The 12,156-nt window shown below is 67.0% G+C and carries 11 protein-coding genes; 1 reads left to right on the top strand and 10 read right to left on the bottom strand.

The genetic code is table 11. The features are described from left to right. Positions 1-75: 75 nt before the first annotated feature. The 4 genes from VSO01S_RS07240 to sucC all read right to left on the bottom strand — a co-directional run bounded on the left by VSO01S_RS07240 (position 76) and on the right by sucC (position 3,744). Entirely contained in the window at positions 76-732 is a 657-nt protein-coding gene (locus VSO01S_RS07240; RefSeq protein WP_068641126.1) for an FHA domain-containing protein, read from the bottom strand. Between the two features lie 75 nt (positions 733-807). Then, entirely contained in the window at positions 808-1,584 is a 777-nt protein-coding gene (locus VSO01S_RS07235; RefSeq protein ID WP_084241732.1) for a Stp1/IreP family PP2C-type Ser/Thr phosphatase, read from the bottom strand. Between the two features lie 96 nt (positions 1,585-1,680). Next, complete coding sequence (gene sucD, locus VSO01S_RS07230; protein ID WP_068641124.1) at positions 1,681-2,574, bottom strand: succinate--CoA ligase subunit alpha; 894 nt, start codon at positions 2,572-2,574, stop codon at positions 1,681-1,683. 9 nt (positions 2,575-2,583) lie between these two features. Beyond that, entirely contained in the window at positions 2,584-3,744 is a 1,161-nt protein-coding gene (gene sucC / locus VSO01S_RS07225) for an ADP-forming succinate--CoA ligase subunit beta (RefSeq protein WP_068641123.1), read from the bottom strand. Between the two features lie 181 nt (positions 3,745-3,925). On the opposite strand from sucC, the gene argC reads away from it, so the two are divergent. Then, positions 3,926-4,852, top strand: coding sequence for an N-acetyl-gamma-glutamyl-phosphate reductase (gene argC, locus VSO01S_RS07220; protein WP_068641122.1), 927 nt, complete (start codon positions 3,926-3,928; stop codon positions 4,850-4,852). Positions 4,853-4,883: 31 nt separating this feature from the next. Here the strand turns inward: argC and VSO01S_RS07215 are convergent, their stop codons facing one another. From VSO01S_RS07215 to VSO01S_RS07190, 6 genes are all read right to left on the bottom strand, one after another. Next, entirely contained in the window at positions 4,884-5,702 is an 819-nt protein-coding gene (locus VSO01S_RS07215) for a M55 family metallopeptidase (RefSeq protein WP_068641121.1), read from the bottom strand. A gap of 8 nt (positions 5,703-5,710) precedes the next feature. Beyond that, positions 5,711-6,742 carry a DmpA family aminopeptidase gene (locus VSO01S_RS07210; protein ID WP_068641120.1) on the bottom strand — a complete coding sequence of 344 codons (1,032 nt, stop codon included), beginning with the start codon at positions 6,740-6,742 and terminating at the stop codon, positions 5,711-5,713. After that, complete coding sequence (gene gsiD / locus VSO01S_RS07205) at positions 6,742-7,671, bottom strand: glutathione ABC transporter permease GsiD (RefSeq protein WP_068641119.1); 930 nt, start codon at positions 7,669-7,671, stop codon at positions 6,742-6,744. The genes VSO01S_RS07210 and gsiD overlap by 1 nt, the downstream gene beginning before the upstream one ends. Before the next feature lie 13 nt (positions 7,672-7,684). Continuing rightward, the gene (gsiC, locus tag VSO01S_RS07200; protein WP_068641118.1) at positions 7,685-8,605 is read right to left on the bottom strand and encodes a glutathione ABC transporter permease GsiC; all 921 of its coding nucleotides are present in this window, start codon (positions 8,603-8,605) and stop codon (positions 7,685-7,687) included. 46 nt (positions 8,606-8,651) lie between these two features. Continuing rightward, the gene (gsiB, locus tag VSO01S_RS07195) at positions 8,652-10,190 is read right to left on the bottom strand and encodes a glutathione ABC transporter substrate-binding protein GsiB (protein ID WP_068641117.1); all 1,539 of its coding nucleotides are present in this window, start codon (positions 10,188-10,190) and stop codon (positions 8,652-8,654) included. 67 nt (positions 10,191-10,257) lie between these two features. Then, a complete protein-coding gene (locus VSO01S_RS07190) occupies positions 10,258-12,153 on the bottom strand; it encodes a dipeptide ABC transporter ATP-binding protein (protein ID WP_068641116.1) in 1,896 nt (631 codons plus the stop codon). Between the last annotated feature and the right edge of the window lie 3 nt (positions 12,154-12,156).

The raw sequence follows: 12,156 nt of genomic DNA, 5'->3' as shown, positions 1-12,156 counted from the left end.
CATCAGCACCACCGGAACCAGGGTGATGAGGATGCGCGGCCAATGCCTCAGCACGGCCGTCATGCGGCCTTTCCGTCAGCCGAAGACGAACTGCATGCGCGTGCCGCCCAGCTCGAGCGTGTCGCCGTCCTGCAGGGCCACGGCCTCGCGCCCCAGGGGCTCGCCGTTGAGCAGGGTGTCGCCGTCGACCGGCGCGACCACATAGCCCTGCAGCCGTCGCGTGACCGCAGCCACGGCAACGCCGGGCTTGCCGATGGTGGTGACCACTTTCTGCAGGGAGACTTCGCGGCCCGCGCCGGCACCGGAGAGCACGCGCAGCACCGCGGCGCCGCTGGCGCCGGCCAGCGGCATCTGCGCCGTGGGCGCGACGGAGAGCGGCACATTGCCCGAAGGGGTGGTCTGGGGTTCGCCGGCATACGACGAATCTACCGGCTCGCTGGAACTGCCGCGAGCCAGGTAGCGGATCTTGTACTTGCCGACCTCGATGAGGTCGTGATGCTCCAGCGCCTGCTTCTTGACGGCCGTGGCGTTGACGTAGGTTCCGTTGGTGCTGTGCAGGTCTTCGATATAGACATCGCCGCCGATCATGTGCAGCACGGCGTGTTCGCCGCTGACGGCGAGATTGTCGATGACGATGTCGTTGTACGGCCGCCGACCCAGGGTGGTGCGGTCCTTGGCGAGCGTCACCTCCTTGATGACGACTCCATCAATCGAGACGATCAATCTAGGCATGACCCCGCTCCTCGCTCCTACGAGACAGTTGTTGTTGTTGTTTCCCGGCGACAAGAAAAGGCGGCAGGAAACCGATTAAACGCGCTCTTCTGCGCCCCCGGGCAGTGAAATACCCGCAGCTTGCGCAAGAACAACAGAAATGTTGTCCTTTCCGCCATTGTCGTTCGCAATTGCAACCAAAAGTGTTGCTTTCTGAGAAAGTTCGATGTCTTGTAACAAAACCGTGAAAAGGTCCTCGTCGGAGACCATCTCGCTCAGGCCGTCCGAGCACAGCAGGTAAAGGTCGCCCGGTTCGGCGTCGAACTCGTGCATTTCGAGCAGGACCTGGCGCTCGATGCCCACCGCGCGGGTGACCAGGTTGCGGATCGGGGAACGGGCGGCCTGCTCGGGCGTGAGCACCCCGGCGTCGATCTGTTCCTGCAGCAGCGAATGGTCATGCGTCAGCAGTTCCAGCGTCTGCCCGCGCAAGCGGTAGCAGCGCGAATCGCCGACATGGCCGACCACGACCTTCTGCGGCCCGAACACCGCCAGCACCAGCGTCGTGCCCATGCCCTGCAGCTGCGGGTTGGCCTCGCCGGCCTCGAGGATGGCCAGGTTGGCCTCGTCCACGCCGGCCTGCATGGCGCGCCGCACGCCGCGGCTGTTGGCCTGCGGGCCGGCATGCGCCAGCCACCGGCCGATGCTGGCCTGCAGCAGTGCAATGGCCATGCCGCTGGCCACTTCGCCGCCGTTGTAGCCGCCCATGCCGTCGGCCAGGAGCGCAAGCCCCAGGGGCGCGTCGAATGCGACGGCATCCTCGTTGTTGGCGCGCACGCGCCCGGCATCGGAAAGCGCGACGAAGTCCCAGGGCAGCTGCACGGTGTCTGTTGTTGTGTTGGTGCTCACATTGAAAAAGCGCCCGGACCTTTCAGTGCGAGCGCTTTTTCTAGGCGGGGAGGCCGGGCCTGATTACAGGCGCGACTTCAGGAGTTTGCCCAATTCGGAGAAGTTGCGGGTGATGGTGAACCCGCATTCCTCCATGATGGCCAGCTTGGCCTCGGCCGTGTCGGCGCCGCCGGAGATCAGCGCGCCGGCATGGCCCATGCGCTTGCCGGGAGGCGCCGTGACGCCGGCGATGAAGCCCACGATCGGCTTCTTCATGTTGTCCTTGCACCAGCGGGCGGCGTCGGCCTCGTCGGGGCCGCCGATCTCGCCGATCATGATCACGGCGTCGGTGTCCGGATCATCGTTGAAGGCCTTCATCACGTCGATGTGCTTCAGGCCGTTGATCGGGTCGCCGCCAATGCCCACGGCGCTGGACTGGCCCAGGCCGATTTCGGTGAGCTGAGCCACGGCTTCGTACGTGAGCGTGCCCGAGCGGGACACCACGCCGATGCGGCCCTTGCGGTGGATGTGGCCGGGCATGATGCCGATCTTGATCTCGTCGGGCGTGATCAGGCCGGGGCAGTTGGGGCCCAGCAGCAGCGTCTTCTTGCCGCCCTTGGCTTCCTTGGCCTTCATCTTGTTGCGCACTTCGAGCATGTCGCGAACCGGAATGCCTTCGGTGATGCAGATGGCCATGTCCAGGTCGGCTTCGACGGCTTCCCAGATGGCGGCGGCGGCGCCCGCCGGCGGCACGTAGATCACCGACACGGTGGCGCCGGTCTGCTGGGCCGCTTCCTTCACCGAGCCGTAGATCGGGATGTTGAAGATCGACTCGCCCGCCTTCTTCGGGTTCACGCCCGCGACGAAGCAGTTCTTGCCGTTCGCGTATTCCTGGCACTTCTCGGTGTGGAACTGGCCGGTCTTGCCAGTGATGCCTTGCGTGATGACCTTGGTGTCTTTGTTGATGTAGATCGACATGACTGTTCCTTACTTGACGGCCGCCACGACCTTCTGGGCCGCTTCCGCCATGGTGTCCGCGCTGATGATCGGCAGGCCCGACTCGGCCAGCATCTTCTTGCCCAGTTCTTCGTTGGTGCCCTTCATGCGCACCACCAGCGGCACTTGCAGGTTCACCGCCTTGCAGGCTGCGATCACGCCGGTGGCGATGGTGTCGCACTTCATGATGCCGCCGAAGATGTTGACCAGGATGCCCTGGACGTTCTTGTTCTTCAGCATGATCTTGAAGGCTTCGGTCACCTTCTCGGGGGTGGCGCCGCCGCCCACGTCGAGGAAGTTGGCCGGCTCGCCGCCGAACAGCTTGATGGTGTCCATGGTGGCCATGGCCAGGCCGGCGCCGTTCACCAGGCAGCCGATGTTGCCGTCCAGGCTGATGTAGGCCAGGTCGAACTTGCTGGCTTCCACTTCGGCCGGATCTTCTTCGTCGAGGTCCCGCAGCGCGACGATTTCAGGATGGCGGAAGAGGGCGTTGGAGTCGAAGTTGAACTTGGCGTCCAGGGCGATCAGGTTGCCCTTGGAGTCGCAGTTCAGCGGGTTGATCTCGACCAGCGAGGCGTCCGTGTCCATGTAGCACTTGTAGAGCTTGGCGAACAGGTCGACGGCCTGGTCCACCGAGCCGCCGGTCAGGCCGATGGCGGTGGCGATCTTCTTGCTCTGCTCGGCGGTGATGCCGGTGAGCGGGTCGATCATCTCGGTGATGATCTTCTCGGGCGTGGAGTGGGCCACTTCCTCGATGTCCATGCCGCCTTCGCTCGAGGCGATCACGGCGACCTTCTGCGTGGCGCGGTCGGTGACCAGCGACACATAGAGTTCGTTCTTGATGTCGGCGCCGTCTTCGATGTACAGGCGGCGGACCTTCTGGCCTTCGGGGCCGGTCTGGTGGGTCTTGAGCTGCATGCCCAGGATCTGGCCAGCCAGTTCCTTGACCTGGTCGATGCTCTTGGCAACCTTCACGCCGCCGCCCTTGCCTCGGCCACCGGCGTGGATCTGGGCCTTGACGACCCACACGGGGCCGCCGAGCTTCTGGGCGGCTTCGACCGCCTCCTGAACCGTGAATGCCGGGATGCCGCGCGGAACGGGCACGCCGAACTTGGCAAGAATTTCCTTGCCTTGGTACTCGTGAATCTTCATGAGGAAATCTCTCTGGGCGGGGAGGTTGGACAGGGACCTGGTATGGCGCTGTTGTCCACTGGCCACTAAGCCAGATGAGGCGTGGGCGGGGGACAGCCGCTGACTGTATCATGTTGCGGTGCACCAACCCGGGGCGCCCGTTTGCGGGTATCACGTAGCCCCTTCCACACGAAAGTACGCCATGGCCAAGGTCTTCATTGACGGCGAAGCCGGCACCACCGGCCTTCAGATTCGCGAGCGCCTCGAAAAGATGCGCGGCGAAGTCGAGCTCGTGAGCATCGCGCCCGAGCTGCGCAAGGACGTGAACGCCAAGCGAGAACTCATGGCCGGCGTCGACCTGGTGGTGCTGTGCCTGCATGACGACGCAGCGCGCGAGTCGGTGGCGCTCATCGACCAGCTGCCGGGCAAGAAGCCCAAGATCATCGACGCATCCACCGCGCACCGCGTGGCGCCGGGCTGGGTGTTCGGCTTTCCTGAGCTTGTGGAAGGCCATGCCAAGGCGGTGGCCACGGCGGCGCGCGTGGGCAACCCGGGCTGCTACGCCACCGGCGCCATCGCGCTGGTGCGCCCGCTGGTGGATGCCGGCATCGTGCCGGCCGACCATGCCTTGAGCCTGCCTTCGGTGAGCGGCTATTCGGGCGGCGGCCGTACGATGATCGAGGCCTACGAAAGCGGCAACGCGCCGGCCTACGAAACCTATGCGCTGGGCCTGAAGCACAAGCACATTCCCGAGATCATGAAGTACACGGGCCTGACCACGCGGCCGGTGTTCATTCCCTCGGTGGGCAATTTCAAGCAGGGCATGCTGGTGAACCTGCCGCTGCACCTGGACCTGCTGCCGGGCAAGCCCAAGGCCGCCGACCTGCAGGCCGCCTATGCGGCGCACTACGCCAAGAGCAACACGCCCGAGCAGTTCGTGAAGGTGCTGCCGCCCACCGAAGACGGCAAGCTCGATGCACTGGGCCTGAACGACACCAACGTGCTCGAGATCCGCGTGTTTCCCAACGAGGACCATCGCCACGCGGTCGCCATCGCGCGGCTGGACAACCTGGGCAAGGGCGCCAGCGGCGCGGCGGTGCAGAACCTCAAGCTGATGCTGGGGCTCTGAAGCCCCTGGGCGGCGCCATGCCGCCCGGCCATCAGCGCAGCATGGCCGACATGGCCGAGCAGCAATTGAGCATGCGCACCGCCGCCTCGACCGTGCGCGCGCCAAAACGCAGCGCGGTCGCATCCACCCGCTCGAATTCAGGCCACTGGCAGAACAGGTCCGCCAGGGCCGGTGTCTGCGTGCGCAGCAGCACGTCCAGCGGCGTGGTGAGCTGAAGCGGACGGGCCTGGGCGCGCCGGCCGATTCCCTCGGCCACGCCCGCGCGGATCGCCTCGCAGGCCTTCTTGGGCGAGAGCGACACGCCGCTGTTCTGGCCCGTCGCCCGCTTGGTCTGCACGAAGGCGGCATGCGGGAACAGCGCGCGGTTTTCCTCGATGAACACGTCGTCGCCGCTGCCCATGAGCACCGGCACGCCATGTTCGCCGGCCAGTGCGCCATACAGGCTGGCCTCGCTCATCGGCTGGCCGTTGAACTCGATGCCGGCGAAGGCGAAGCTGTTGATGGTGTGGGCGAGGATGCCGCGCCCGCCGGCGCGCGAGTGGTAGCCCACCATGCACATGCCGGCCACGCCAAGCTCGCAGCCCGACGCCATGCTCAGGTAGCGCGGTTTTCCCTGCACGACCTGCGCGCGCGCGTCGAGCACGTCCGGCAGCAGGTTGCGGAAGTCGCCGTGCGAGTCGTTCACCAGCACCTCGTCGGCGCCCGCGTCGAAGGCGCCGGCAATGGCGGCGTTGGCCTCGTCGGTCATCAGGCGGCGGGCCCGTTCGTATTCGGGGTTGCCTGCACGCACCTGCTGCGAGTGGTAGACGCCGGCCACGCCTTCGATGTCGACGGAAATCAGGATCTTCATGGGAGCTTTCAGGAGTGGGGCAGCAGATCGCGCAGCGCGGCGCGGGCATGGCCATCGCGCCCGGTCACCGGCTCGGCATGCCACAGCGCATGCACGATGGCCTGCTCGACGCTGTCGGCTGCAGCCTGGAAGAAGCCGTCGAGCCGCGCGTCGTGCAGCATCGCCACGCGCGGCATGGGTTCGTCGGGAGACAGCGGCACCGTGTAGGCGGTGGAAAAAGCCAGCGCGATGTCGCCGCTGCCGTGGCCGAACACCGAGCCGGTGCGCCCGATGCCCACGCCGGCGCGCACCGCAAGCCTGCGCAACTGGCGCGCATCGAGCGGCGCGTCGGTGGCGATCAGCACGATGATCGAGCCCTTCTCGGGCGCGGCGTCGGCCTCTTGCGCAGCGAGCCGGGCGGCCAGTTCGCGCCCCACCGGCCGGCCCGCCAGCAGCAGGTTGGGCAACAGCCCGAAGTTCGCCAGCACCAGCGCGCCGACCGTGAAGCCCTGGCCCTCGACACGCCGTGAAGCCGTGCCGATGCCACCCTTGAGGCCGAAGCAGGACATGCCGCGCCCCGCGCCCACCGCGCCCTGCGCCACCCACTCGCTGGCCGCAGCGCAGGCGGCCTGGTAGTCGGCCTCGCCGAGCACCATCCGCTGGATGTCGTTGAGATAGCCATCGTTGCACTCGAAGACCAGCGGATTCACCGTGGGCAGGCCGCGCCCGCACTCCGGATTCGCCGCCACGCACTGGCGGATCTGCGCCGCCGCCACCGCCGGCACAGAGAAGGTGTTGGTGAGGGCGATGGGTGTTTCGAGCACGCCCAGTTCCTCCACCTGCACCAGGCCCACGCTCTTGCCGAAGCCGTTGATCACCGCCACACCGGCCGGCACGCGATTCAGGTAAGCATCGCCGGCGTGCGGACGCACCACCGTCACGCCCGTCTGCACGGCGCCGTCGCTGAGCGTCGCGTGGCCCACGGTGACGCCGGCCACATCGGTGATGGCATCGCGCGGGCCCGAGGGCAGCGCGCCGATGCGCGGAGGCAGCGCTTGCATCAGAGCCGATCGATCTTCGGATCGAGCGCGTCGCGCAGGCCGTCGCCCAGCAGGTTGAAGGCCAGCACGGTGAGGAAGATGGCGATGGCCGGGAACAGCGCCACGTGCGGCGCGTTGACCATGTCGGCGCGCGCCTCGTTGAGCATGGCGCCCCACTCAGGCGTCGGCGGCTGCGCGCCCATGCCCAGGAACGAGAGGCTGGCCGCCGTGATGATCGAGGTGCCGATGCGCATCGTGAAGTACACGACGATGGAGGAGATGGTGCCCGGCAGGATGTGCCGCAGCAGGATGGTCCGGTCGCGCGCGCCGATGCTGCGGGTGGCCTCGATGTAGGTGAGGTTCTTCAGCACCAGCGTGTTGCCGCGCACCAGCCGCGCGAAGGCCGGCACGCTGAACACCGACACCGCCACCACCACGTTGGTCATGCTGCTGCCCAGGATGGCCACCACGCCGATGGCCAGCAGGATGCCGGGAAAGGCGAAGAGCACGTCGGAGATGCGCATCACGATGCGGTCCCACCAGCCGCCGTAGTAGCCGGCCAGCAGGCCCAGCACCGTGCCGATGATGGCGCCCAGCACCACCGAGAGGAATCCGGCGGCAAGCGACACGCGCGCCCCCATCAGGATGCGGCTGAAGATGTCGCGCCCCAGCGGATCGACGCCGAACCAGTGCGCCGCCGACGGGCCGGTGTTGATGCGGTCGTAGTCGAAGAAGTTCTCGGCGTCGTAGGGCGTGATCCACGGCGCCAGCACGGCCACCAGCACCAGCAACAGCACGAACACGCCGGCCCCGAGCGCCACGTGCTGCATGCGGAACTTGCGCCAGAACTCGGTCCAGGGCGTGCGCACGCGCGAAGATGCGGCGGTGGCGGCGGTGCTCTCGGCCGCCGCTGCCGCGGGCTCCTGCACGGAAAGGGTCTCGTCGTTCATCGGGAAAAAAGATTCAGCTGTAGCGGATGGTGGGATTGATGAGGCCGTACAGCACGTCCACCACCAGGTTGATCAGGATGAACTCGAGCGAGAACAGCAGCACCAGCGTCTGGATCACCGGGTAGTCGCGCATGTCCACCGCCTCCACCAGCAGGCGTCCCAGCCCCGGCCAGTTGAACACGGCCTCCACCACGATGGAGCCGCCCAGCAGGAAGCCGAACTGCAGCCCCATCATCGTGACCACCGGGATCAGCGCGTTGCGCAGGCAGTGCTTGAGCACCACCCATTTCTCCGACACGCCCTTGGCGCGCGCGGTGCGCACGAAGTCCTCCTGGATGACCTCGACGAAGGAGGCGCGGGTGAAGCGCGCCATCACCGCGGCCACCGCCGCCCCCAGCGTGAGCGAGGGCAGGATGTAGTGCTTCCAGCTGTCGGCGCCCACCGTGGGCAGCCAGCCCAGCTGCACCGAGAACAGCTGCATCAGCAGCATGCCCAGCGCGAAGGCCGGGAAGGAGATGCCCGACACGGCCAGGGTCATGCCGATGCGGTCGGGCCACTGGTTGCGGTACACGGCCGAGACGATGCCGATGGTCATGCCGAACAGCACGGCCCACGCCATGCTGGTGATGGTCAGCATCAAGGTGGGCATGAACCGGTCGGCGATCTCGGTGGCCACCGGCCGGCGCGAGCGCAGCGAAGTGCCGAAGTCGCCCTGCAGCATGTTGCCGAAGAAGTTCAGGAACTGCTGCGGGAGCGGCTTGTCCAGGCCCAGCTCCTGGCGCACCAGCGCCACCGTCTCGGGACCGGCGTCCGGGCCGGCGGCCAGGCGCGCGGGGTCGCCCGGCAGCATGTGCACGAACAGGAACACCAGCACGGCGACGATCAGCAGCGTGGGCAAAAGCCCCAGCAGCCGCTTGATGATGTACTGGGTCATGCCAGGCGCTCCAGCGCAGACGGCAGCGATCGGTGCGCGCGCAGGATCACTTCAGGTCCGCTTCGTCGAAGTTGAAGCTGCCGTCCGGAATCACGTAGAAGCCGGCCAGGTTCTTGGCGCGCACCGACAGCAGCTGCTCGGTCACCAGGAAGGCCCAGGGCGCATCCTTCCAGATGCGCTGCTGCGCGTCGGCATAGAGCTTGGCCTTCTGCGCGCCGTCGGTCACGGTGAGTGCCTTGGCGATGTCGGCGTCGACCTCCGCGTTCTTGTAGTAGGCCGTGTTGAACAGCTTGGGCGGGAAGCTCTCGGAGGCCAGCAGCGGTCGCAGCGCCCAGTCGGCCTCGCCGGTGGAAGACGACCAGCCGACGTAGTACATGCGCACCGGGGCGGTGGCCGGGTCCTGCGCGCTCTCGACGCGCTCGACGCGCTGGCCGGCTTCCAGCGCCTGCACCTGCACCTTGATGCCCACCTGCGCGAGCTGCTGCTGCACGAACTGGATCACCTTCTGCGCGGTGCTGTAGTTGTAGGCGCTCCACAGCTGGCTCTCGAAGCCGTTGGGATAGCCGGCTTCCTTGAGCAGCTCGCGCGCCTTCTTCGGGTCATACGGCCAGGGGCCCAGCTTGGTGTTGTATTCCACGCCCTTGGGCACCACGCCCTCGGCCGGGATCGCGTAGCCCGAGAACGCCACCTTGGCCAGCGCTTCCTTGTTGATCGCGTAGTTGATCGCCTCGCGCACCTTCGGGTTGTCGAAGGGCTTTTGCTGCACGTTCATCGAGATGTAGCGATGAATGATCGACGGTGCGCTGGTCACTTCGAGGCTGGGCTTGCTCATCAGCGTCTGCGCGGCCTCGGGTGGCATCGGGAAGGCGAAGTGCGCCTCGTTGGTCTGCATCATCGCGGCGCGGGTGTTGTTGTCCACCACCGGACGCCAGGTGATGCTGTCGATCTTCGGATAGCCCTTGCGCCAATAGCCGTCGAACTTGGCGACCTTCAGGTAGTCGGTGCTCTTCCACTCGACGAACTTGAACGGGCCGGTGCCCACCGGGTTCTGCGCGATGCCCTTGCTGCCGTACTTGGCCAGCGCCGCCGGCGAGATGATCACCGCCGAGGGGTGCGCCAGCGTGTTGATGAAGGGCGAGAAGGGCTCCTTCAGCGTGAAGCGCACGGTGGTCGCGTCGACCGCTTCCGTCTTGCCGATGTTCTTGTAGAGGTTGTAGCGCTTGAGCTTGTTGTCGGGGTTGGTGACGCGGTCGAAGTTGGCCTTGACCGCCTGCGCGTTGAAGTCGGTGCCGTCGTGGAACTTGATGCCGCTCTTGAGCTTGAAGGTGTAGACCAGCCCGTCCTTGCTGACGGTGTAGCTGTCGGCCAGCACCGGCACCATCTTCATGGTGTGGTCGAAGCCGTACAGGCCCTGGTAGAAGGACTTGGCCACCGCCTGCGACAGCGTGTCGTTGGCGTCATACGGATCGGTGGTGGTGAAGTTGGACTGCACCGCCACCACCAGGTCCTTGCCGGCGGCGTGTGCCGAGAGGGCCAGGCCGGCCAGCGAGAGCGCCGCGGCGATTCGGGAAAGACGCTTGTTCATTGCAGATGACTCCTAATGGTCGGTGAGTGAATGAATGAGTGATTGAGTTGTCGAACAAAAGAAAAGATCAGAAGCCACCCGCGATGGCATGCCGTGCCACGAAGTGCCCCGGGCCCACCTCCACCAGCGGCGGCGGATCCGGCTCGTAGCCCGCGGGATGGATGGCACTGGGGATCTCGCCCTGCAGCAGCGTGCGCTCCAGGTGCCGGCGCGACGGATCGGCCACCGGCACCGCGGCCATCAGCCGGCGCGTGTAGGCATGCTGCGGGTTCTCGAACACGGCGCGGCGCGGCCCGATCTCGACGATCTGCCCGAGGTACATCACGGCGACGCGATGGCTGATGCGCTCCACCACCGCCATGTCGTGCGAGATGAAGAGAAAGGCCACCCCCAGCTCGCGCTGCAGGTCCAGCATGAGGTTGACGATCTGCGCCTGGATCGACACGTCCAGCGCCGACACCGACTCGTCCGCCACCACCACTTTCGGGTTGAGCGCGAGGGCGCGGGCAATCGCGATGCGCTGGCGCTGGCCCCCGGAGAACTCGTGCGGATAGCGCTGCGCATACTCGGGCGGCAGGCCCACCTTGTCGAGCAGCCAGCGGACCCGCTCGCGCGCCTTCTCGCCGTCGGCCACGCCATGCACCAGCAGCGGCTCCATGATCGAGAAGCCCACCGTCACCCGCGGGTCGAGCGAGGCGAAGGGGTCCTGGAAGATGAACTGGATGTCGCGGCGAAGATGGCGCACCTCGCGCTCGGGCAGCGACAGGATCTCGCGGCCGCCGAACTCGATGCGGCCGCGCTGGCTCTCGACCAGGCGCAGCAGCGAACGACCGGTGGTCGACTTGCCGCAGCCCGATTCGCCCACCAGTGCCAGCGTCTCGCCGGCGCGCAGCTCGAAGCTCACCTTCTCCACCGCGTGCACCTCGCGCGTGACGCGGCCGAAGAAGCCCTGGCGCAGCGGGAAACGCGTGACCAGGTCCTGCACGCGAAGCACGGGCGGCGCATCTCGCCGGACCGTGTCGACCACCGGCGCGGCCTCGACGCCCGCCGGCGCATCGACGCGCAGCAGCTCGAACTTGGCGGGCAGGTCGGTGCCGCGCATCGCGCCCAGCCGGGGGACGGCGGACAGCAGCGCCTTGGTGTAGGGGTGCTGGGGCTGGGCGAAGATCTGCGCCGACGGCGCCTCTTCGACCTGGTTGCCGCGGTACATCACCAGCACGCGGTCGGCCACCTCGGCCACCACGCCCATGTCATGCGTGATGAAGACCACGCCCATGTGCATCTCGCGCTGCAGCTCGCGGATGAGCTGCAGGATCTGCGCCTGGATGGTGACGTCCAGCGCGGTGGTCGGCTCGTCGGCAATGAGCAGCGAAGGCCGGCACGACAGCGCCATGGCGATCATCACCCGCTGGCGCATGCCGCCCGAGAGCTGGTGCGGATAGCGCGAGAGCACGCTGCGCGCCTCCGGAATGCGCACCAGCTCCAGCATGCGCAGGGCCTCGGCACGCGCTGCCGTGCGGTCCTTGCCCTGGTGGATGGACACGGCCTCGGCGATCTGGTCGCCGGCGGTGAACACCGGGTTGAGCGAGGTCATCGGCTCCTGGAAGATCATCGCGATGTCGGCACCGCGGATGGCGCGCATCGTTGCGTTGGAGGCGCGCGCCAGGTCCAGCACCTCGCCGTTGCGCCGGCGGAAGGCCATGGTGCCGCTCGGGATGCGGCCGCCGCCCCATTCGACCAGCCGCATCACCGACAGCGAGGTGACCGACTTGCCCGAGCCCGACTCGCCCACTATGGCCAGCGTCTCGCCGCGCTCGACGTGGAAGGACAGATTGCGCACGGCATCGACCGTGCGCTCGGACGTGGCGAAGCGCACGGTGAGGTCGTTGACCGCCAGCACGTGCTGCTCGGGCAGGTGCAAGGCGGCGGAAGAAGTGCCGGCTTCGGCGAGAACAGCGGACATGGA

The sequence above is a fragment of the Variovorax soli NBRC 106424 genome, from assembly GCF_001591385.1.
GTDB classification, from domain to species: domain Bacteria; phylum Pseudomonadota; class Gammaproteobacteria; order Burkholderiales; family Burkholderiaceae_C; genus Variovorax; species Variovorax soli.
Note: the sequence above shows the minus strand (reverse complement) of the source record. Positions and strands in the feature narration are given on the sequence as shown.

Excerpts from the sequence above, each read along its gene's own strand:
- VSO01S_RS07240 (WP_068641126.1), bottom strand. The coding sequence starts at position 732 with ATGCCTAGATTGATCGTCTCGATTGATGGAGTCGTCATCAAGGAGGTG.
- sucD (WP_068641124.1), bottom strand. The coding sequence starts at position 2,574 with ATGTCGATCTACATCAACAAAGACACCAAGGTCATCACGCAAGGCATC.
- sucC (WP_068641123.1), bottom strand. The coding sequence starts at position 3,744 with ATGAAGATTCACGAGTACCAAGGCAAGGAAATTCTTGCCAAGTTCGGC.
- argC (WP_068641122.1), top strand. The coding sequence starts at position 3,926 with ATGGCCAAGGTCTTCATTGACGGCGAAGCCGGCACCACCGGCCTTCAG.
- VSO01S_RS07215 (WP_068641121.1), bottom strand. The coding sequence starts at position 5,702 with ATGAAGATCCTGATTTCCGTCGACATCGAAGGCGTGGCCGGCGTCTAC.
- VSO01S_RS07210 (WP_068641120.1), bottom strand. The coding sequence starts at position 6,742 with ATGCAAGCGCTGCCTCCGCGCATCGGCGCGCTGCCCTCGGGCCCGCGC.
- gsiD (WP_068641119.1), bottom strand. The coding sequence starts at position 7,671 with ATGAACGACGAGACCCTTTCCGTGCAGGAGCCCGCGGCAGCGGCGGCC.
- gsiC (WP_068641118.1), bottom strand. The coding sequence starts at position 8,605 with ATGACCCAGTACATCATCAAGCGGCTGCTGGGGCTTTTGCCCACGCTG.
- gsiB (WP_068641117.1), bottom strand. The coding sequence starts at position 10,190 with ATGAACAAGCGTCTTTCCCGAATCGCCGCGGCGCTCTCGCTGGCCGGC.
- VSO01S_RS07190 (WP_068641116.1), bottom strand. The coding sequence starts at position 12,153 with ATGTCCGCTGTTCTCGCCGAAGCCGGCACTTCTTCCGCCGCCTTGCAC.